Annotated in this window: 18 protein-coding genes and 2 pseudogenes; 8 read left to right on the top strand and 12 right to left on the bottom strand. The window is 45.6% G+C overall.

Annotated features, from left to right (window positions below; translation table 11 throughout):
- Positions 1-2: 2 nt before the first annotated feature.
- The 5 genes from MUK70_RS16510 to MUK70_RS16490 all read left to right on the top strand — a co-directional run bounded on the left by MUK70_RS16510 (position 3) and on the right by MUK70_RS16490 (position 4,633).
- Positions 3-791, top strand: a complete 789-nt coding sequence (locus MUK70_RS16510) for a DUF4905 domain-containing protein (RefSeq protein ID WP_234653830.1) — start codon at positions 3-5, stop codon at positions 789-791.
- A gap of 3 nt (positions 792-794) precedes the next feature.
- Complete coding sequence (locus MUK70_RS16505; protein WP_234608130.1) at positions 795-1,859, top strand: LysM peptidoglycan-binding domain-containing protein; 1,065 nt, start codon at positions 795-797, stop codon at positions 1,857-1,859.
- A gap of 17 nt (positions 1,860-1,876) precedes the next feature.
- Entirely contained in the window at positions 1,877-2,089 is a 213-nt protein-coding gene (locus MUK70_RS16500) for a hypothetical protein (protein WP_234608131.1), read from the top strand.
- Positions 2,076-2,879 (top strand): TIGR02757 family protein, encoded by an 804-nt coding sequence (locus MUK70_RS16495; protein ID WP_234653828.1) that lies wholly within the window; start codon positions 2,076-2,078, stop codon positions 2,877-2,879. Before MUK70_RS16500 ends, MUK70_RS16495 begins: the two co-directional genes overlap by 14 nt.
- 164 nt (positions 2,880-3,043) lie before the next feature.
- Entirely contained in the window at positions 3,044-4,633 is a 1,590-nt protein-coding gene (locus tag MUK70_RS16490; protein ID WP_234653826.1) for a tail fiber domain-containing protein, read from the top strand.
- A gap of 77 nt (positions 4,634-4,710) precedes the next feature.
- Here the strand turns inward: MUK70_RS16490 and MUK70_RS16485 are convergent.
- From MUK70_RS16485 to MUK70_RS16470, 4 genes and pseudogenes are all read right to left on the bottom strand, one after another.
- Positions 4,711-8,117, bottom strand: a pseudogene (locus MUK70_RS16485) (ThuA domain-containing protein).
- Between the two features lie 91 nt (positions 8,118-8,208).
- On the bottom strand, positions 8,209-9,261 hold the full coding sequence (locus MUK70_RS16480) for a sugar phosphate isomerase/epimerase family protein (protein ID WP_026630903.1): 1,053 nt from the start codon (positions 9,259-9,261) through the stop codon (positions 8,209-8,211).
- A gap of 18 nt (positions 9,262-9,279) precedes the next feature.
- Positions 9,280-10,426, bottom strand: a pseudogene (locus tag MUK70_RS16475) (Gfo/Idh/MocA family protein).
- Positions 10,427-10,464: 38 nt separating this feature from the next.
- The gene (locus MUK70_RS16470) at positions 10,465-11,592 is read right to left on the bottom strand and encodes a Gfo/Idh/MocA family protein (RefSeq protein WP_234655376.1); all 1,128 of its coding nucleotides are present in this window, start codon (positions 11,590-11,592) and stop codon (positions 10,465-10,467) included.
- A gap of 244 nt (positions 11,593-11,836) precedes the next feature.
- Between MUK70_RS16470 and MUK70_RS16465 the strand changes: the two genes are divergently transcribed.
- Complete coding sequence (locus tag MUK70_RS16465; protein WP_234608136.1) at positions 11,837-13,072, top strand: MFS transporter; 1,236 nt, start codon at positions 11,837-11,839, stop codon at positions 13,070-13,072.
- 72 nt (positions 13,073-13,144) lie between these two features.
- On the opposite strand, the gene MUK70_RS16460 is transcribed toward MUK70_RS16465, so the two are convergent.
- Together MUK70_RS16460 and MUK70_RS16455 are read right to left on the bottom strand one after the other, a co-directional pair.
- Positions 13,145-15,553 carry an endonuclease MutS2 gene (locus tag MUK70_RS16460; RefSeq protein ID WP_234653822.1) on the bottom strand — a complete coding sequence of 803 codons (2,409 nt, stop codon included), beginning with the start codon at positions 15,551-15,553 and terminating at the stop codon, positions 13,145-13,147.
- Between the two features lie 98 nt (positions 15,554-15,651).
- A complete protein-coding gene (locus MUK70_RS16455) occupies positions 15,652-16,170 on the bottom strand; it encodes a DUF7935 family protein (protein WP_234653821.1) in 519 nt (172 codons plus the stop codon).
- Positions 16,171-16,315: 145 nt separating this feature from the next.
- Here MUK70_RS16455 and MUK70_RS16450 point away from each other — a divergent pair, with 145 nt between their 5' ends.
- A complete protein-coding gene (locus MUK70_RS16450; protein WP_234653819.1) occupies positions 16,316-16,609 on the top strand; it encodes a HesB/IscA family protein in 294 nt (97 codons plus the stop codon).
- A gap of 13 nt (positions 16,610-16,622) precedes the next feature.
- Here the strand turns inward: MUK70_RS16450 and MUK70_RS16445 are convergent, their stop codons facing one another.
- Entirely contained in the window at positions 16,623-17,195 is a 573-nt protein-coding gene (locus tag MUK70_RS16445) for an NUMOD4 domain-containing protein (RefSeq protein ID WP_234606091.1), read from the bottom strand.
- 150 nt (positions 17,196-17,345) lie between these two features.
- Here MUK70_RS16445 and MUK70_RS16440 point away from each other — a divergent pair, with 150 nt between their 5' ends.
- Complete coding sequence (locus tag MUK70_RS16440) at positions 17,346-17,705, top strand: CoA-binding protein (RefSeq protein WP_234653817.1); 360 nt, start codon at positions 17,346-17,348, stop codon at positions 17,703-17,705.
- A gap of 5 nt (positions 17,706-17,710) precedes the next feature.
- Here the strand turns inward: MUK70_RS16440 and MUK70_RS16435 are convergent, their stop codons facing one another.
- The 5 genes from MUK70_RS16435 to MUK70_RS16415 all read right to left on the bottom strand — a co-directional run bounded on the left by MUK70_RS16435 (position 17,711) and on the right by MUK70_RS16415 (position 21,781).
- Positions 17,711-18,712, bottom strand: coding sequence for a 3-oxoacyl-ACP synthase III family protein (locus MUK70_RS16435; RefSeq protein ID WP_234653815.1), 1,002 nt, complete (start codon positions 18,710-18,712; stop codon positions 17,711-17,713).
- Positions 18,713-18,768: 56 nt separating this feature from the next.
- Complete coding sequence (pssA, locus tag MUK70_RS16430) at positions 18,769-19,488, bottom strand: CDP-diacylglycerol--serine O-phosphatidyltransferase (RefSeq protein ID WP_234653814.1); 720 nt, start codon at positions 19,486-19,488, stop codon at positions 18,769-18,771.
- A 3-nt stretch (positions 19,489-19,491) separates the two neighbouring features.
- Positions 19,492-20,130, bottom strand: a complete 639-nt coding sequence (locus MUK70_RS16425; RefSeq protein WP_234653812.1) for an MBL fold metallo-hydrolase — start codon at positions 20,128-20,130, stop codon at positions 19,492-19,494.
- Between the two features lie 144 nt (positions 20,131-20,274).
- The gene (locus MUK70_RS16420) at positions 20,275-20,979 is read right to left on the bottom strand and encodes a hypothetical protein (protein WP_234653810.1); all 705 of its coding nucleotides are present in this window, start codon (positions 20,977-20,979) and stop codon (positions 20,275-20,277) included.
- A 97-nt stretch (positions 20,980-21,076) separates the two neighbouring features.
- Positions 21,077-21,781: an SAM-dependent methyltransferase gene (locus MUK70_RS16415; protein WP_234653808.1), complete on the bottom strand. Its 705-nt coding sequence runs from the start codon at positions 21,779-21,781 to the stop codon at positions 21,077-21,079.
- Between the last annotated feature and the right edge of the window lie 63 nt (positions 21,782-21,844).

The raw sequence follows: 21,844 nt of genomic DNA, 5'->3' as shown, positions 1-21,844 counted from the left end.
AATTGCAAAAAGTCTTTTCTCAGCGGTTTTCACAAAATATCTGGCGGATTTTGCCCAACCCGGATCCGCAAAGTAATCTGTGGATTATCGAATTGCGGGAAAGTGAATTGAAGCTTGTCTCATTTGCAATGGTCGATACGGGGCAAATGAAGCAGTTGTGGCACTATTCCCCGCCAGAAGCCGATTGGTGGAGTTCGCTGACCGCATTTTCCCACGACAACATTTTCCTACACAATTACCGTTATCCGGAAGTCCCCGAACCCACAGATCTGCTTGCGTTTTCTGGTCTTGATGGTCAGTTTTTGTGGGCTTTGCCGAATCATTTGATGGTTAAGCCACTGGATGCAAATTGTATAGAAGTTGCGAGCAAGTCAGGCGAGCAATTTATATATAAGGAGTGCGATGCTAAAACCGGTGCGCTCTTGCCATTGAAAGAAAGTTATAAGGAGGAATTTGAAAAAGTAATTTTACGGGAACCGGTTCGTTACAGGAAAGACAGCGTTTACTTTGAAAAACTGGCCACATTTATTCAAAATATAACGAATGGACATATTGCTGTGACCATTGATTATCTGGAGAAAAGACCCTATATAATGTTTTCTTATTATATTTACGAGCAAGATAAATCAGTTCAATATCTCCTCATTGTTACAGATCAGAAGCAGTTGGTTTTACACGAACAATTGTCCGAAGAACGCGAAGGAATGGGCCGCTCAACGATGATGCTAAAAGCGTCTACATTGGTTTATCTAAAAAATAATAACGAGTTTTCGAGTTTAACACTTTCATAATAAATGAAATACGTTTTTTGCCTGACCATTTTGGCAGGTTTGTTGACAGGTTTGATTGAGGCCCGGGCAAACGGGAATTATGAGGTTGACTCCGTTGGGTCCGAAAGAGTGGGAGGGAAGATATTCGTTCTGCACAGGGTAAACCAGGGGCAGACCATGTTTGCGGTGGTTCGTCAGTATGGAACTTCCATTCAGGCACTTCGGGATGCCAATCCGGGCATGAACGATCAGATCCAATCCGGGCAGACGATCCGCGTTCCGTACACGCCGAAAACCAGCAGGAAAGATTCAAAAAAGGAAGATAAAAAAGAGGCGGCCAAAGTTGAGGAAAAGGAAGTGAAGCCAGCTGCAACAACGCCGGCTGTGACAGTTCCTGCTCCTACTGCACCGGCTGCGACAACGCCAGCTGCTACCACGACGCCCGCTACCACGTCAACAGCTCCAGCACCTGTAACGACTTCGGCGCCCACTGCCAGTGCAACAACACCTACACCGGCCAATGGCCTTCATAAGGTCGAACCCGGCGAAACGCTTTACCGCGTTGCGGTGAAATATGGCGTGCTGATGGCTGACCTTAGGAAATGGAACAATTTAACGGACGACAACCTGAAAGATGGTCTGGAACTGATCGTCAGTGAAAAAGGAATAGAAAAGCCTGCACCAGCCGTAACCGCACCCGCGCCAAAAGTGACTACAACAACAACAGTCGTGAAGGATTCGGTGAAGGCTAAGGCCATCGTTCCGGAAAAAGTAGTGAAACCAGTGGAGGAAGTTGCGCCGCCCAAAGTTGTCAAGGGTAAAAAGAAATCGGAATCTGGTTTAGCGGAAGTGATCGAAACAGATGAAAGCACCAGCAAATTCCTGGGGCTACACCGCACAGCGCCTGTAGGGGCTTTGGTTGAGGTTTTGAATGAATATAATCAGGAGAAAATCATTGTGCGTATTATTGGAAGAATCCCCGATACAAGCATTAATGACGATATTGTAATTAAGTTATCTTCAAGGGCTTTTGAAAAAGTTTCGCCCAATAGCAAACGATTCAGGGCGGTTGTCAGTTACTTGGAGTAAGCACTTACATCAACATTATGAAGCATTCACCAGAATTTCGTTCCAAAAGAGAAGAGGAGCGGGCAGCACTTAAAAATACAGCTGGATATAAACTTTGGAGCGTCATGTTTACGCTGCTCTATCCTTTCATTGCCATTTTTACCTTCTTGTTTTCGGGCGTAATCATGTTTTTTTCAGGTATATCAAAAGTTTTGGCTTACCTGTTCGGAGGAAGCCATGCCAGGCGCTGAGACAATCATTCCCACATTTTCATCATTTGTTACGGATTTATTGGAAGAGAAGGCAGAGCAATACAATCAGCCTGCGTTCATTCCTTTCGATCCGATCAGCATTCCGCATTCTTTTTCTGTTAAACAGGACATCGAAATCATGGGTTTCTGGGCGGCAGTGCTAGCCTGGGGACAGCGCAAAACGATCATTAATAAATGTCACGAGCTGACAACATTGATGGACGGCGCTCCGTACGACTTCATTCTGAATCACACCGACAGCGACTTAAAGCCATTCCTGCATTTCAAGCACCGCACATTCAACGCCACGGATACGCTTTATTTCCTGCACTTCTTCAAACAATATTATAAGCAGCACGAGTCATTGGAATTCGCATTCAGCAGTCATATGCAAGAAGGTGAAGAAACTATCGAAAGTGCTTTAATTGGCTTCCACAACCTCTTCCGCGACTCTGAGGATTTCCCTGCCAGAACCGCCAAACACATTGCCACACCATTGCGAAAATCGTCCTGCAAGCGCCTGAATATGTTTCTGCGCTGGATGGTCAGAAAAGATGATAAAGGAGTTGACTTCGGCATTTGGAACACTATTAAGCCGTCACAGCTCGTCTGCCCCTGCGACGTCCACGTGGACCGCGTCGCTAGATTGCTCGGCCTCATCAAACGCCCCATCACCGACTGGCAAACCGCCAAAGAACTCACCGCTTCATTAAAACAACTGAGTCCCGAAGACCCTGTGAAGTATGACTTTGCGTTGTTTGGATTGGGGATTGAGGGGTTTGCGAAATAGTATTCGCTAAACGCTCGCAACTATTTAGATTTTCATAAACCCTTTTTCCGATCATTAAACGCAGGTTACCGTTTATTCATTGGTTTTGTTTAGAACATAGGATAAGTCACAAATTTGGACTTATTACTAACCGAGGCAAGCGCCTCTCAAACGAAACGGTTTAAATGAAACAAATTTACAGAATTGCAGCTCTGTTTTTTCTAGGCACATTATCCATTCAAAGTGTTATTGCCCAAACACATTATGGTGTAGGAGCGGGGACGCAAGGAGGCTCACATGCATTTTTTGGCACAAATGCAGGAAAAGTTAATGCTGGAAATAATAATACATTTATTGGTCATGAGGCGGGAAAAGAAAATACCACAGGTGGGGAGAATACCTTCATCGGATTCAACGCAGGTTTGCACAATATTAAATCAGGTGGAAATACCTTTGTAGGAAAGTCAGCGGGAGAAAACACCAAGAGTGGCTCGGCAAATACATTTATAGGAGAATTTGCCGGTGGGGGCAACGGATCAGGCGATTGGAATACATATATTGGTAGATATGCTGGATTGGCGAATAGTGCGGGTAGCCACAATGTTGCAGTTGGTAATGAGGCAGGTGAAGGAGCTCATGGGCACAAGAATATCATGATAGGGAATTTAGCTGGTGAGTATGTCGATGGGAATGAAAATATTATGATTGGGTCTAGAACCGGTCGAATGACTAAGACTTCCTATAACACATTCATTGGCTTCAACGCTGGTTTCACAAACACCGCCGGCGCAGCCAATGCACTTTATGGCACCGAGGCTGGATATTCAAACACAATAGGGAGCAATAATGCTTTTTTTGGATACGGCTCGGGCTATTCAAATACCAAGGGAGAGAAAAACACTTACCTCGGTTACGCTGCTGGAGGAAATCCTGAGTTGATCAATGCCACCGCAATCGGTGCACTTTCAAAAGTTACAGCAAGCAACAGCCTGGTGCTTGGTAACAATGCAAAAGTTGGAATTGGAATGTCGGCGCCAGCTTATCAACTTCATCTGAGCACGGACGAGGCGGCTAAGTTAGGCACACCTGTTTGGACGGTTGCATCGGACAAGAGATTGAAAAAAGACATTTCTGATTACACCGATGGCCTGGAAATGTTGAAGAAAATCCATCCGGTTTGGTTTAGATATAATGGCGAGGCGGGCACGAAGACTGATAAGAAATTCGTAGGCGTCATTGCACAAGAGATGAAGGAAGTTGCGCCTTACACGGTTGGGAGCTTCACTTACCAAGACACATTAGGCAACAAAACCGAATATTTGGATTACGACGCCGGTGCGGTGACTTATATGCTGGTCAATGCGGTGAAGGAGCAACAGGAAATTATTGATCAGAAGGAAGCTAAAATTCAAGACCTGGCTAAGCGTTTGGAAATATTGGAAAGAATCGTGGCGTCAGGCACGATCAAGCCGTTAACTGGTAATAGTGCAGCACGCCAGGAACCGAGCTCAGACGGTGTTACGCTGGAACAAAACGCACCGAACGGATTTTCTCAAGGCACTGTCATTCGTTTCTTCATTCCGCAATCCGTGAAAGAAGCGGTTATCAATATCTATACGGTGGCAGGCGTAAAGGTTGGTTCTTATCCCGTTGCAGAACGTGGCGATAGCTCATTGACATTATCAGCGGAAGAATTTGAAAACGGCGTTTTTGTTTATGATCTGGTTACGGATGGCAAAAGCAATGGTGCCAGGAAAATGATGGTTGCGAAGTAAAATAACTTGCAGCAAACACAAAAAATGCTGGCTCTTTTCCAAGGCCAGCATTTTTTATTCAATAACATTCAAATGCGTTACATTACCGAACTATCAAATCTTATCCATTCAATTCCGAAAAGTGGTTTGGGGCCAGCTGATGTGTTTTTGAATACAAAGAATAGTTTGTGCAGCTTGTTGTCTGCTGGTGCTTTGATAGCAATGTTGATTGTTTCTGCTTTGTCCACTTTTCCTTCACCAACTTTCGGGCCGGAAACGCCGTCGAGGTGAATTTCTAGAATTCCGCCGGCTGTTCTTTCTGCGACTGATGTTACTGCCACTGAAAGGTTGGAGATTCCGCTAAGGTCAATGTCGTCGAATGATATGAAACTGCCGTTTTTCGTTCCTATGACCATTTCGCCGCCTTTTTCATTCTTGAATTTGAAAATGCTGCTTGTGCTGTCAGCTGCATTGGCAAGGATTGTAGCAGGACGTAATGCGATGGTTTTTGAACCTGTTAATGGTCCCATAGCCACACCGCCTTTATCCGTGTAACTGGCTGTAAAAATATAAGAACCTTCTTTTTTCTTGGCCTCCGTTACGTAGGTGCTTTTCAGCGGTTTTTTGTCAACCACTTTTTCCTTAGCAAGTGAAAGAATGTATTTTACCATTTCCTCCGCTTCTTCCGGCTTATGCTGTGGGTGAGCCGCCATCGCCTGTTCGCCCCAAACACCACCACCACCATTAATTACTTTCTGAGCCAATGTTTTAACAGCATTGCGCTCTTTTTCGTAACGTTTTGCAACTTCCATGTAAGCTGGTCCTATCGATTTTTTGCTGATCGAATGGCAAGCCTTGCAATCGCTCAGTTCAATGAGACGCTTACCAGTTTCGAATCCGGTGTTCGCCACATGTCCCTGCGCCAGTTGTGTTTTATCAAAACCTTCTAAATAGTTGATTGTCAATGTTACTTCGTCTTCCGGGATTTTTTTGTCGGCCAATGTTCCGTCTTCCTTATCGGCCACGGAAACTTCATAGTTAACCGGTTTATCATTCCAATAGAATGTCTTATTCCCTTTGATCGCAACATCGACTTTTGGAACTGCATTACCCGCTCTGATCGTCACTTCGGAAGTGTTGGAATTGCCGGAAGCGTCCGTTACTTTCAAAACAGCAACGTATTCGCCAGGCTTGGTATAAGTAAAACTTGGGTTAGCAACTGTGCTTTTCGGCAAGCCTTTCCCGAAATTCCATTCATATTTTACCGCGTCTCCGTCATGATCGATGGAGCCCTTGGAGGAGAAATTAACCTTCAAAGGAACAGCGCCGACTGTGTTCGCAGCAGCTGCCATGGCAACCGGCGCGCGGTTTCCTGCATTGTAAGTAATGTGCGACAAGCTGGCTTCGTCATTTTGTGCAAACCAGTTTGGACCGTATTCCAATGTATAAAGCGAGCCGTCATTCGCAAATTGCATATCAATCGGATGGCTGAATTTTGCATTCGGCATAAAGCGCTCCATGTTTATCAAATCACCTTGCTCGTTCATGGTTACAATGTAATGTAATCGCGGATCCAGTCGTAAGCGAAGAATTTGCCATTGTAATAACTTGGGAATTTGCTTTTGCTATCCTGAAAATCAGCTGCATAATAAACCGGTCCCGCCATGGCATTACGGCCGCCTTTGCCCACGATCGCCCCGAATTCAGGCGAATCGGCATAAGGATAATAAATGAATGCAGGCTGTGCTGGCGGAAGCTCTTGCAAGCCCGTGTTATGCGGTGAATTGTTGATCGGCTTGGCAGGATCGAATGGTTTTCCAGAGGTGCTGTCCGCGAAATTGAATTCAATGTAAGGCTTGTTGTCAGCAATAAAGAGGGGATAACCGAAGTAACCCGCCTTTCTGGCTTGGTTCACCTCGTCATAACCGCGTGGGCCTCGTTTTGGATCATCATTCGAAGCATCCGGGCCTACGTCACCCCAGTACAAATAACCGGTATGCTGATCCACCGAAATACGATACGGGTTTCTGGTTCCCATCACGTAAATCTCTGGTCTTGCCTTAGGATTACCGGCAGGGAACAAGTTTCCCTCGGGAATGTCATACAAATTGGTTCCACCCGGCATATTCGCCCGGCGATCACCATATCTTGGCTTGATTCTCAACACTTTTCCGCGTAAAGAATTGGTGTTGGAAGAAGAATGGCGACCATCCCAGCCTTCACGTCCCGGACGGCCATCGATAGGTCCGTAACCATTTGATTGGAAAGGATTTACATCATCACCCGTTGACAAATACAAGTTGCCTTTTGCATCCCACGCAATCGAACCGCCCGTGTGGCAGCAATCTGTTCTTTTGACCGGAACAGTAAGCAAAACTTCCTCGGTTGAAAGCAGCAATGTGTCTTTTACATCGTCATATTTAAAACGAGACAAATGTTGCGCAGTGTCTTTTTCGGTTGAAGGCGGTGAGTAATATAGATAAACGAGCTTATTCGTTTTGAAATTAGGGTCAATGTTCAATCCCATTAAACCATATTCTTGTTTGATGTAAACTGGAACATCAGCTACGACCTTGATTTTTCCAGTTTTAGGATTGTAAAGCTTCAATTTCCCTTTGCGTTCAGATAATAGAACGCGCTGATCATCCAGCACAACAAGTTCAGTCGGCTCATCCAGTTTTGTCGCCAGCACTTTTTTCGTGAAGCGGTTTTCTTCCGGACGGGATTTTGAATAATCCAGCTTGGAAGCCATCACATAATTGAGGCCGCCTGTTAAATGTTTTACAAAAACCGGGTTAACAAATGTTGCGTCTTCGTGTCCGAAGTTGGTATAAAACGCCTTTCCTCCATCATATTCGTGATACCAGGACATGGGATGGTCATCGCCCATTTTGCCGTCCTTGTAAGATTTCTCATCAATCTTAACCAGCACATTCACCTTCGGATTGAAGTTTTTGAAATCATAAAACTCGTCCTTAATCTTCCATTTCTTAGGAAAATCTGTCATGGATTCGTGCTTGTCATTCATGACGTAAGCTTCGCCTTCCTGCACATTCGGATTTCCCGGATGGCTCATGAACTGCGCACCAGCCAGCTTGTTATACCACGGCCATTCATATTCAGTGTCCGTAGAAGCGTGAATGCCCAAATAACCACCGCCAGCCTGAATGTAACGCTCAAATGCGTCCTGTTGCTTGTCATTCAGTACATCTCCCGTCGTATTCAGGAACACAACTGCGCTGTATTTTCTTAAATTCTTTTCATTGAAAACGGATGAGTTTTCGGTTGTGTCCACCGCAAAGCCTTTTTCCTGGCCCAGTTTAATAAGAGCAGTTCTTCCCGCAGGAATAGACGAATGGCGAAAGCCTGCGGTTTTAGAAAAAACGAGCACCCGTTTTTCAGGGGTCACGGTTTGCGCAATTGCATTTACACAAAAACAGGCCATTGCCACAATGCCAAGCCTCCGCAGCTGTTTTGGTAAAACTTGATTTAAAAAATTACTCATTCTTAGAGTCATAAATAGGTTAACAGATATAGCAAAAAAGCCTATCTTCCATAAGGAAAATAGGCTTTCAATATACTTGTGAAGTCGACAATTAAAGTCCTAACACCTTGCGGTTGAATGCTTCATCAGCGCCCGTTCCCGCAAAATCATCAAATGCTTTTGTAGTTACTTCGATGATGTGGCTTTCTATGAACGGTGCACCTTCCGCAGCTCCCTGAACAGGCGATTTGATGCAGCATTCCCACTCCAAAACGGCCCAGCTGTCATAATCATACTGAGATAATTTTGAGAAAATGCTGTTAAAATCAACCTGACCGTCGCCTAATGAACGGAAACGTCCAGCTCGATCTGCCCAGCCTGCGAAACCGCTGTAAACGCCTTGCTTACCCGTTGGATTGAATTCAGCATCTTTTACGTGGAACGCTTTGATGCGGTCGTGGTAAAGATCGATGAATTGTAAATAATCCAACTGCTGCAAAACAAAATGGCTTGGGTCGTAATTAATGTTCGCACGCGTGTGGCCGTCCAGATAGTCAACAAACATTTCAAATGTTGAGCCATCGAACAAGTCCTCGCCTGGGTGCAGCTCATAGCACACGTCCACGCCGTTTTCGTCATACACATCCAGAATAGGTTTCCAGCGCGCAGCGAGTTCTTTAAAAGCAGTTTCAACCAAACCAGCAGGGCGTTGCGGCCATGGGTAAAGGAATGGCCACGCCAATGCGCCGGAGAATGTTGCGCTCGCTTTCAGTCCAAGATTTGCGCTGGCTTTGGCAACGTATTTCAAATGTTGCGTAGCCCATTCAGCTCTTGCTTTCGGGTTATTTCTAACTTCCGGAACCGCAAAGCCGTCATACATTTCATCATAAACCGGATGCGAAGCAACCAACTGTCCGATAATGTGAGAAGCCAACTCAGTAATTTCCAAACCTTTATCTGCCAGCTTCCCTTTCAGCTCATCCGCATAAGTCTGCGATTCAGCTGCCTGCTTCACATCAATCACACGCGGATCCCAGGTAGGAAGCTGCAAGCCTTTATAGCCCAACCCCGCCATGTAATCAGCGATAGAATCCAATGAATTAAACGGAGCCTCATCGCCCAGAAATTGGGCAAGAAAGATTCCAGGTCCTTTTATTGTTTTCATAATGTTATTGATTCAAAATTAAATAGTTACCCATGCCTGTGCTTTGTTGCTTTCCAGGATTTTTTCGCAGATCAGCAGTTCGCGGTAGCCGTCTGCGAAGGTTGGGAATGTTGGTTTTTCTGGTTGTTTGCCTTCTGCGATGGCGGCGTACACTTCTTTGAACATTTGTTTTGAAGTGTCCGGGAAGCCTTCGTTGTGTCCGCCCGGGAATGTGATGGTGGAGCGAACGTCTTCATTCACCAGAGACGGGTCGCGCATCAGGATTTCATTGGCTTTGTCACGGTTACCGATCCACATTTCGTTTGGCGACTCTGAGCACCAGCTGAAAGTTTTCTTGGAACCTGAGATTTCCAGGCTCATGCGGTTTTTGCGACCAGCAGAAACTTGCGAAACGGTGATAACACCTTTGTTTCCATTGTCAAAACGAAGCAAAACGTTCGCATGATCTTCCGTGGTAATGGGGGACGTCTGCGTAATCCTCCGGCTGCAACATTTTGCCCGAATACGTTTCAACGGCTTTAAGCGGCTTTTTACGTGTTTTATGAACGGTGTTGAAATCGGCCATAACGGCAACGGTTTTCAGTCCGGTGATGTATTCCAAAATATCCATCAAGTGTGAGCCAATGTCGGCAATAGCGCGGGAATCGCCTGATTTGTCCGGTTCAAGGCGCCAGTTATAATCGGTTTGGTAAAACAGCCAGTCTTGCAGATAAGAACCGATAAACGAATAAATTTCGCCTAGTTCCCCTTTTTCACGCATGGACTTCATTTGGCGGGCCAAAGGATAATAACGTAGATTGAAATGCACTGCATTTACAAGGCCGGTTTCCGCAGCCAGTTTTACCAGCTCTTCCGCTTCGTGCAGATCTTTGGCAAGTGGTTTTTCACAGATAACATGTTTCCCGGCCAGTAATGCAGCTTTTGACTGGGAATAATGAAGAAAGTTTGGTGTACAAATGTGAATAGCCTGAATGTCATCTTGTTTCAGTAATTCATCAAATGTGTAGGAACGGTCGATTCCAAGTCCATCTGCTTTTTCTTTGGCAAGCTCGGCGGTTACTTCGCAAAGTGCAGCAACTTCTACATTGGGAAGACGTCTCAAAGCTTCAATGTGTGCGGGCCCAATGAAGCCGGTTCCGACAACGCCAACTTTAATTTTGTTCATAAAACGGGTATTGAATGAAAAGGTGAAAAAAGATAAGATCAGAAATTAGTCCATTTGGTATCCGAAGCATTTGACGCAATGACGGCATCAATGAACTTCATCCCCCTGAGGCCATCCTGTGCCGACGGGAAATCATAAACGGGATCAGCATTACGGCCTTCCCAATATGCTCTCAGGTGGATAGCGAAGTTGCGGTAAAGGTTCGCAAAAGCTTCAAAATAACCTTCCGGGTGGCCTGCGGGAATGCGGGTATGCACTTGCGCGGCTTTGGACAAATTACCCACCCCAGTGCGGATGATTCTTGCACCCTGGTTGGTTTTATGAATTAATGTATTGGGATCGAGCTGCTTCCATTGCAGGCCGCCAGTTTCACCATATACACGAATGTTCAGGTCGTTTTCCTCGCCGTTGGCTATCTGGCTGTTTTGCAGGATTCCTTTTGCACCATTATTGAAGCGCAGGAGCACGTGGGCGTCATCATCCAGCAAGCGGCCTTCCACGAAAATCGTCAGATCAGCGCAAACCTGCGTGATTTTCAGTCCTGTTATGTATTCGGCCAGATTTTCAGCATGGGTTCCAATGTCGCCTAAGCCGCCTGCAGCGCCTGAGCGTTTGGGATCGGTTCTCCATGCAGCCTGCTTGTTACCGGTCACTTCCACCAATGTTGCCAGCCAGCCCTGCGGATATTCCACGATCACTTTCCTGATCTTGCCAATAGCACCCGAGGCGATCATATGCTTCGCTTCCTTAACCATCGGATAGCCTGTATAATTGTGGGTAAGGCAGAAAATCAGGCCTGTTTTCTCAACCAGGGCTGTAATTTCCTCTGCCTCCTCCGTATTTAATGTAATAGGCTTATCGCAAACCACATGAAATCCGTTCTCAAGGGCCAGCTTGGTAGGAGCTTTATGCATGTGATTTGGCGTCACGATCGCTACGAAATCCATGCGTTCTCCTTCGGGAAGTTGTTTTTCTTTGAGGATCATCTCCTCGAAATCGTTATAAAGTCTGTCCTCCGGCAAGTAAAGAGCTCTGCCGGTTTCTTTTGATTTGAAAGGATCTGAACTAAAAACACCACAAACCAGCTCAATTTCTCCATCCATAATAGCAGCACGGCGATGGACCCCGCCTATAAAGGCGTCAAGCGATCCGCCCACCATACCCATCCTAATCTTTCTTGACATTACAGTTGGTTTAAAGTTTTGAAAAGATTTTTACCTTATTAAAGAGTAGTATAGATGACTCTTACTTCTTACAAATATAATTTTAACACATAAAAAACACTGCCCAGGCCTTATTAAAACCAGTAGAAAAGCCGTTAATTTGTTTTTTCTGTGAAATTCTTACATAAAAACCTCAGTCGTCAGGCTCGTAATTATCTTATTTTAAATAACAAACCCTTTTAGTCTCATGACTCAAACAATCAACAGTGGCAGGCTTTTTAATGCAAGTTGTTTTGCCCTCATTACTACCGCTTTTTCTTTCAGTATCCGGGCTGGGATACTTCCGCAGCTGGGGGATGAGTTTGGCCTGACCGCGGAACAGCTTGGTTTTATCAACCTCATGTTTTTCCTTGGGTTTCCGTTGTCCATGATCATTGGCGGACTTGTTTACCACACCGTGGGCCCCAAAATCATCATGCAAATTGCATTTGTTTGTCATGTTATCGGTATTCTTCTCACCATATATGCAGGCGGTTATACCGGCCTTTTGATCTCGACATTTTTTATTGGAATTGGAAATGGTTGTACCGAGGCGGCTTGTAACCCCATGATAGCGGACACCTACGAAGGTTTGAAAATGAATAAAATGCTCAACCGCTTTCACATGTGGTTTCCGGGTGGAATTGTTGTCGGAAGCTTGATATCCAAGTTCATGACCGATGCTAACCTGGGATGGCAGGCGCAAATCTGGGTAATTATGATTCCAGCGGTAATTTATGCATTCCTATTCTGGGGACAGGCGTTTCCTAGGCCTCATGTTGCAGGCGTAACTTCTATCGGCGAGAATGTGAAAGCGATGGCTTCGCCTTTGTTTATATTTATTTTCCTTTGCATGGCCCTTACAGCGATTTCCGAGTTTGGACCACAGCAATGGACGGGTCTGATCATGAGCAAAAGCGGTGCAAGTCCTATGCTTATCCTTGCACTTGTAACAGGCTTAATGGCACTGATCCGTTTCTTTGCTTCTCCAATCGTAAAAGTCCTTGGTGCAACCGGAATTCTTTGGGGCTCGTCCGTATTGGCTGCAATCGGGATCTATTTATTCAGCACTGTAACAGGGCCGGCGGCGTATGCGGCAGCGGTTATTTTCGCTATGGGTGTTGGGCTTTTCTGGCCAACTATGATTGGATTTATCGCGCAGAATGTGCCGCTTAGCGGCGCTTTGGGAATGTCTCTCGTTGGAGGTGTCGGTATGTTTTCAACGGCGATCTGGCAGCCAGTGATTGGCAGATGGCTGGATGATGCCAAAGCCGAAAAGATCGCAGCAGGATTAACTGGCGATGAAATGGAGTTGGCTGCCGGCCAGGCAACGCTCAGCACCATGATCATTTTCCCTGCCATTCTGATCGTAGCATTTGGAATCTTGTTCTTCTGGATGAAAGGCCGCCCGGCTACGACTACCAGACCAGCTGGCGCACATTAATTTGCTAATGGCATAAAATGCAAGAGGGTGCAATTTGCACCCTCTTTTTTGTTGTTATGCTTTGCCTGACTCCTATTTCAGCTTAACTATGGTCACACCAGCACCGCCGCGGTCCGGATGCTCGTCTTGCATGCCGGAAACTTGCGAGTAACCCCTTAAATGGTTCCTGACCAATGTTCTGAGGATCCCATCGCCCTTTCCGTGCACAATGCGCAGCTCGTCATAACCGAGCATAATGGCATTATCCATAAACTGGTCCACGAGTGTAAGCGCTTCTTCGCCGCGTTTGCCGCGCATATCCAGGTTGAAACTGAAATTGAGCATCCGCTCGTTCAGGTCCACACCCTTGGCGCTGGTTTTTACCTTTTTTTCTCCTGTTGCAGCTTTATATGTTTTGTTAGAAACCTTTTCCAGCCGGTTCAGTTTAATGGTGGACTTTAAATCGCCGATCCGCACTTCGGCGTCTTTTCCCCTGAGCCCAATTACCTCACCTATGGCAGTTTGCCCGATAATCCGGACGTAGCTTCCAGGAATAATGTCGCCGCTTTCCGGTTCGAAAATGTCTTCGGCTGGTGCAGGTTCGGTAACTTGTTCCAGTTCCAGGTTTTTCTTGCCGAATTTTTCGAGCTCAACGCGGACAGTCCTTGTTTTTTCTTTCTCCGCCTTGTTTTCTTTAATTTCCCGGATCGTATTTTCGATCAGCTGATTCGCGTCTGAAATGAGTGTCTTGGCTTTCTGTTTCGCCTCATTAACGATTTTTTTCTCATTGTTTTCCAGGTTTTCTTTCAGCGAAGTGTAATCGGCGAGTTGTTTGGCGAGCTTTCGTTCTTTGATGCCGACTTCAATGTTTTTTTCCGCAAAAACCCTTCGTTCAATGTCCAGTTCTTTCAGCAGTTTTTCAAAATTCACCTGCTGCGTTCCCAACTTTTCTTTCGCCCGGTCAACCACAGCATTGGGCAGGCCGATTTTTGAAGCAATTTCAAATGCAAAAGAGCTTCCGGGGCGACCGATTTCAAGCTGATAAAGCGGTTCCAAATGTTCCCCGTCGAAACGCATGGCGCCATTCACAAGCCCTTCCGTTTTGTCAGCAAGCACCTTTAAATTGGTATAATGTGTATTAATGACTCCATAAGCACCTGATTTGGTGAGGTTTTCCAGAATGGCCTCGGCAATGGCACCGCCCAAGCCCGGCTCTGTTCCCGTTCCGAATTCATCAATGAGGAATAACGTGCGACGGTTAGCCATTGCCAGAAAATGGCGCATGTTGGTCAAATGCGAACTGTATGTACTCAGGTCATTTTCAAGGGATTGTTCATCGCCGATATCAATGAAAATGTTCTGGAAAAAGCCCATTGTCGAACCTTCTGCAACGGGAACCAGCAAGCCGCACTGGAACATATACTGAATCAGTCCAACGGTTTTAAGCGAAACCGACTTTCCTCCCGCATTAGGTCCTGAAACGATGAGTATGCGCTGTTTTTCCTGCAATTCGATGTTCAGGGGAACCACTTTCTTTCCTTGTTTCTGGAAAGGAAGATGTAATAGCGGATGGCGCGCATCGCGCCAGTCGATGAATTGTTTATTGAAAAATGGCGGGTTAATCGCACCCATTTCAGCGGCAAGCTTTGCTTTCGCTCTCAGGAAGTCCATCAATCCCAGGAAGCCATATGCTTTTTGCAGATCCGGCACAAACGGTCGAAGCTGAGCCGTTAGATCGAGCAGGATGCGGTTAATCTCGCGGCGTTCCTCATATTCAAGCTCGCGGATCTCGTTGTTGGACTCAAAAACATCCGTAGGTTCAATAAAAACGGTCTGACCCGTGGCCGATTCGTCATGAATAAAGCCCCGCAGTTTGCGCTTATGCTCGGCGGCAACGGGAATCACCATGCGACCATTCCGCACGGTTAGCGAAACATCGTCAGCGATCCAGCCGTTGCTTCGGGCGGATTTCAAGATTGTATCCATCTTTTTACGAATGCCTGCCTGCTCGGATATGAGCCGCTTTCTTATGCGCGATAATTCGGACGAAGCTGAATCCCTGATCTGTCCTCGGTCATCTATAATGCGATCAATGGCATCCGTAATGGCCTTATCGACCCGAATTGTTTTGGCGTACTCACCCAAAATGGGATACGCTTCCGGCTCTTCGTTCTCGAAAAAACGGAGACAAAGCCGAATGGTTAGTAACGAAGCTTTGATGTCCGAAAACTCAGCTTGTGTCAGCAGCATTCCTTCAATCGCCGCGCGTTTCAGGTACAAAGTGGCGTCAATGTAGTTTTGTGAAGGAAAATTTTCACCGATCTGCAGGATTTTCTGCATTTCAGCGGTCTGGCTTACCAGTTTTTCTACAAGCCCGAAATTTTCTGAAAACTTTATTTTTTCAACATAACTCTGACCCAGCGGACTAATGCAAGCGTCTTTAAGTCGCTCACGCAGTTTGTCAAAGCCTAATTTTTGTTCTAATGTATTGGGATAAAGCATTTTTATGGCTGTCGGCCTTCGGCAATCAGCTGTCGGCCCTTTTTAGATTTTACATTTACAAGAACATCTGACAGCCGATAGCCGACTGCCGAAAGCCCCTAAAATAATGTCCTGATTTCTTCTTTTAACACTTTCAAGGCATGCGAAGCAGGCTGAACTTCCTTTTCAATCACATGTGAGAATATTTTCTTGGCGAGATCTGCGGGAGGCGCCTCTGCGGGAATTTCCGTGGCAGCCTGGTTAATGACCGCGACGGTTTCGTTCATCGCATTGGTTACCTGCTCCCAGGCATTGGCACTGATATACAATTGCTGCGCAACATTATGGTTGTACTCTTCGCGAATTTCATGCAATAATATTTGTTGCAGCTCCAATGCGCTCATGGCAGAGGGCACCAATCTTAATAACAGACTATTGGGCGTGATCCGCTCGAGAAAGAGACACATGCGCTCGTAAGCTTGTAACCGCAAAGGAAGTGTAATGTCTGTATGCTTACCGCGGATCTCCCACCTTTGCTTATCGGATAATTTGGCTGCTACGGCCGTGATAGTTGCGTAAACTCCATAGATAATGGCTATTCCAAGAACAAGAATGACAAGCAGTGAATAATATTCCATCGTTTTTAGCATGCTGATTTATAACAATAAACCCCAAAAATAAAGGAATAAGTGCATTAAGCAGAGAATTATTTAAAATTGCGAATGCATTCCCGACGATTCTTGTTCATGGTTATACTTCATAAATCATTGCGCCAAATTACACATGGAAAGTCCCGTTCAGCTCACGGAAAAAGCCAAATCGGAAATAAAGACAACATTAGCCGCCAATAAAATACCAGATACTTACGGGTTAAGGGTGGGACTCAAAGGCGGGGCATGCAGTGGATCATTCATGCTGGGTTTCGACACCGCAACAGAGCATGACCAGACTTATATGGTGGACGATATCAAGATTTTTGTCGACAGGCGACACCTCATGTACGTAATCGGTTTATCAGTCGATTACGAGGAAGGCGCGAACGGCGCAGGCTATACGGTTTCCGGAGGAAAAAAGTAATTAAGTAGTTTCTTTAATCTTCAATGGTTACATGTTTCCAGTTTTCCCCTGAACGTATCCGGTTAAGTTGCGTATGTGTGATTCCAAATTGCTTCGCGATCATTTTTAGGCGGTTATTGTCGTTCTTCAACAGCTTTTTAATGATCCTCACTTTACTTTCCGTCAACTTGTAATTCTTCGTTCTTCTCGGGATAACGCGGTTAATGAAAGCCGGGTTTTCACGGTTGTGATCGATCATTTCAGCCTTCGTAACCCACTTCAGATTTTCATAATAGTTATTCTGTTTTTCAAAATCCGAATGGATCACAAATATGTGGTCGTCACTGGGTTTGTCAACAAAATGCTCCGCTACGAGCTTGTGCACGTATCTGTTGATGGTTTTTCCGCCTGAAACGCGAATATTTAAAGACCTGTAACCTTGTATTACGGAACCTTTAATCACTGCACCTTCCTTAGGATTATTTTGGAAGCTCTTTAACCGGCCATAGTTAGATACTTCATAATGAGGAGCATTCTCGATTTCGTCGAATATAATTTTAGCCCACTTTTCGTTCCAGAAACTCCGACTTACATTTGACTCATTCATTTTGATACAAGATATAGAATTTGTTTTAAAGCTGTTTTATGTACTTATCGAGACCGGTTTTTTGGAAAGGGAAACGATTTTATATTCTTTCAATGTTATTCATAGTGTTTAAGGGACTTTATCCCTTTTTGCTTCACTAAATCCGTCAGTATGAAACGCACGCTCATCTTAGGGGCAACTTCCAATCCTTCCAGATACGCTTATCTGGCTGCACAAAAACTCAGAACCTACGGACATCCGATATTGCTCATCGGCCGGAGAAAGGGAACCGCATTAGGAGAAGAAATTCATTTGGACAAACCGGACTGGAAGGATGTTGATACGGTAACGTTATACATTAATCCAAGCCATCAGCCCGAGTACTATGATTATATAATTTCTTTAAATCCTAAACGCGTTATCTTTAACCCTGGTACAGAAAATTCTGAATTTAAAAGCATGTTGGCGTTTAAAAATATCATACCAATAGAGGGGTGTACGCTCGTGATGCTTTCAATAGGACAGTATTAGTTTATTTACCAGCGTATCAGTGCGGAAGCCCATGTAAACCCGCTTCCAAATGCCGCCAGACAAATCAGGTTGCCTTTCTGCAATCTCCCCTGCTCCCAGGCTTCGGCCATAGCAATAGGAATGGAAGCCGCGGTGGTATTTCCGAAACGTTGAATGTTGTTAACGACTTGTGCCTCATTGAGTCCCAATTGCTGGCGCACGTAGTCGCTAATGCGGATATTAGCCTGATGCGGTATCAGTAAATCCAGATCACTTTGCTGGTATCCATTGGCTTCCAGTGCTTCCTGAATAACTTCTCCGAAACGGACGATGGCGTGTTTGAAAACCGCATTTCCATTCATATGAACATTGAAGCCGCCTTCATCCAGCATTTCTTTTGTTGCTGCGCGCCCGGGCCTGCTGCTGCCTGGTTCCTTCACAAAAAGGTCCTCTGCAAAGCGCCCATCTGCGTGAAGGTGTGTAGATAATATACAATGTTGTGGATCTTCTGTGGCGGTAAGAACCGCTGCTCCTGCGCCGTCCCCGAAGATTACAGCCGTGTTTCTGCCTGCCGTGGTCTTGTCGATCCAGGACGACTGGATCTCGCTGCCAACAACCAGTGCAGACTTGTACATGCCGGATTTAATGAACTGGTCAGCAATGGAAAGGGCATATACAAATCCTGAACATTGCTCCCGGATGTCGATTACGGGCTTGCCGTCCATGCCGAGCTCCCGCTGCATTAAGAAGGCAGATCCCGGAAAGAAGTAATCGGGTGTAATAGTGGCGTATACAATGACGTCGATGTCATTGGGTGCCAAACCTGCGCGTTCGAGGGCTTGCCGCGAGGCTGCGGCGGCCATACTGTAATTGGTGTCTTTTCCGTGCTCAAAGTAACGGCGCTCCCGGATGCCGGTCCTTTCCTGTATCCATTCGTCAGAAGTCTCCATCCATTTGGTCAGGTCATTATTGGTGACAATGTTATCAGGCACATAATAGCCAAGACCAGTGATTTTAGAGAAAGCCATACTTTTTTGTTACAGAGAATTTACGTGAAATACAGGGGACAAAGTTGCAACAAAAACTAAATGTTACCAATCGGCCGATCCTTTTTCCTGACGTTATCTACAACTGAAAGCAGGATATACAGCATGATGATTGCAGGAACGGCAAGGATTTTCAGTGTTAACACTAAAACGACGGTAAGCCCGATCAGCAAAAAGCGGAATTCGTTTCCCTTCCATCCGAAGTGCTTGAATTTCAACGCAATTAATGGCATTTCCATCACAAGCAAAAAAGACATCACCACCGAAAGTATCAGCAGATGGCCGGTGTCCACTATAAGGTCTTTCCAAAAAGGATCTTCAGTCAGAATGATAATGGGCAGGGACGCGATAAGCATGGCATTGGCCGGAGTCGGCAACCCGATGAACGAATCGGTTTGCCTGGGATCATTATTGAACTTTGCGAGCCGGATTGCGGAGAAAACAGCGATAATAAATGCGGGATAGGCTTTCCAAATGCCAAACAGATCCGGAATGCTCTGCATTAAGAGCTGGTAAACGATGATAGCAGGCAGCAAGCCGAATGTGACCATATCGGCCAGCGAATCGAGGTCTTTGCCAATGGCTGAACTTACTTTCAGCATCCTGGCCAAAAATCCGTCCAGGAAGTCAAAAACAAGTGCAACGCCAATCAGAATGCAGGAAATGACCAGATTGTTGTGAAACGCTTCTACTACTCCGATGCATCCGCAAAGAAGGTTTCCACAAGTCAGGGCGTTCGGGATGTTGCGGCGGATCATAGTTTATCTGAAAAAAGGATTGTTTTTCTTTTCAAAACCAATCGTAGTCGCCTGCATATGGCCTGCGTAGACTTTGTAATCGTCGGGCAGTGTAAACATTTTGGTACGAATGCTTTTCAATAATATTTCATGATTTCCCCCCGGCAGATCGGAGCGTCCTATGCTCATATAAAACAGCACGTCGCCTCCAATGACGAAATGATCGGCGCGGCTCACAAATGCAACATGGCCGGGCGCATGACCGGGGACAAAGATGACCTCCAGTTCCGATTTTCCAAACTTCACAATTTCTCCTTCTGTCAGGTACCGATCAATTTCAGGCTCGTCGAACTGATAAAAACCGTAGTTAGACGAATAAGTTTTAACTGCTCTCAAATAAGGCTCGTCGATCTGGTGCAGCGCGAATGGAATGTTGTATTTCCTTTTTATGGCTGCAACTCCTAAAACGTGGTCAATGTGTGCATGCGTGTTGATGATTTCGATCGGTTTGAGGCCATTTTTTTCAATGAAATCATACAATTCCTGGTATTCATCTTTTTCCACACATCCCGGATCAACGATGACCGCTTCGCCCGTTTCGTCGTAAAGCACGTAAGTATTTTCCTGAAACGGGTTGAAAGTAAATGTCTGAACTGATGTCATTATAAAGTTCGAAAAAGCGGTTAAGATGCGGCGAAGTTACAAAACCATCGTGAAAGAAGCCCTTATGGAGCCAAAAACAAAAGCGCCACCGCATTTGAAATGCGATGGCGCCCATGACTGCGTTATGTTCAAAAGCAAAAAGCCTTACTGAGCTGTAAGAAACACCCTGATGCGGTCGTAATACAATACTGTAAGTCCTTCATACCCGGAATCGGTGCCTACAAAAAGCCATATTTCGCCTGCTTCGTTCGGTTTCACAGCAATCGTTTTACTGCCAGAATTCTTTTGAACCATCTTGTAAACGGCCTTGTCTTCCCCGTTGGAAACGTTTCCTAAGATAATCGCATCTGCGCCCTCCTCAGATTGTGCACCTTTGTCCAGGTTAAACTCATACATTTTGTCTTTAAGCTGCCGGTTCGGCTGCACATTGGATGCGCCGGCTTTGAGATATACAGAGCCTCCCGGTGAGCCACCGATCCCCAAACTGTTTTCAGGATAATTCGTTCCCAAACTCACCTCGAATGTTACGTTATAAATCTTGTTAGGATCAAAGCCCGTCACCTTCTTTTTGAGATACATAAACATATCATCGGCGCGGTTATGGCTTTGCAGTCTGTATGCATACTTGCTCGTATCCAGTCCGAATGGCAAACGTGTCCGTGACGAACTCATTTCAAATGTAGTGGAATCGGTTTCGGTCGAGTATTCCGAAAATTGTGCGACCCAGCCATCCGCTGCAGTTTCAAAAGCCGAATCTGAAATAAATACCGGATTGAGTGAATCATCATCATTACAGGACGACATCAGGCCAGCCATTGACAACGCTGTGCATAAAACCCAATTTTTCATGGCGAAGTAAAGTTTTTAGTTGAGTTATTGTTCTAAATTATCCATAAGAGCAGTTCAACTATTGGATGGTTGGAAAGATTGTACAACTTTTTAATTATTACCCGATCAGAAATATCGTCGGTTTCTTGTGCAGGTCGGGTTTGTTAGCCTTCCAGTTTTTGACAGACATTGTTTTAATGAACTCATCCTCAGCCGTCACATTCGCAGCAATGCAGAGCATTGTATCCGTTGCACAGCTTTCGAGAATAGCATCAAAAAAGGCATTATTGCGAAAAGGTGTTTCCATGAAAATCTGCGTTTGACCGCTCTGCCGCGCGTCGCGCTCCAGTTGCTGCAAAGCTTTTTTTCGTTCCGCCTTGTCAATAGGCAAGTAACCGTGAAAAGCAAAAGACTGCCCGCTCAGCCCGGACGACATCAACGCCAGCAAAATGGACGAGGGCCCTACCAATGGCACAACCCGAATGCCCAGCCTGTGCGCAATGCCAACCGCTACGGCACCAGGGTCCGCGACGCCGGGACAGCCTGCTTCCGAAAGTACGCCTGCATCCTCGGTAAGCTTTCGCAAATGCTCCATTGTCATATGCTCCGGCGTATCCTTGTGTAGCTCAATGAAGGTAATTTCATCAATGACTTTCCCGAGTTTGAGGCTGCTGATGAAGCGCCTAGCAGTCCGGATATTTTCTACAAAAAATACATTCAGTTTTTGGATCGTGCTAAGGATCTGAGGGCTTAGCACTTGTTGCTGAGTATCATCTGCAAGAACCGTAGGAATAAGGTAAAGCTTCGTATGGGACTGATTCATAATGTAATGTGAAATTTAAATTTTCTTCCAACCTTCTTCCCACCATTTGTATCATATAGGTAA

The organism is Dyadobacter chenwenxiniae (assembly GCF_022869785.1).
Classification (GTDB): domain Bacteria; phylum Bacteroidota; class Bacteroidia; order Cytophagales; family Spirosomataceae; genus Dyadobacter; species Dyadobacter chenwenxiniae.
The sequence above is the reverse complement of the archived record's forward strand: the minus strand, read 5'-3'. Positions and strand labels throughout refer to the sequence as shown.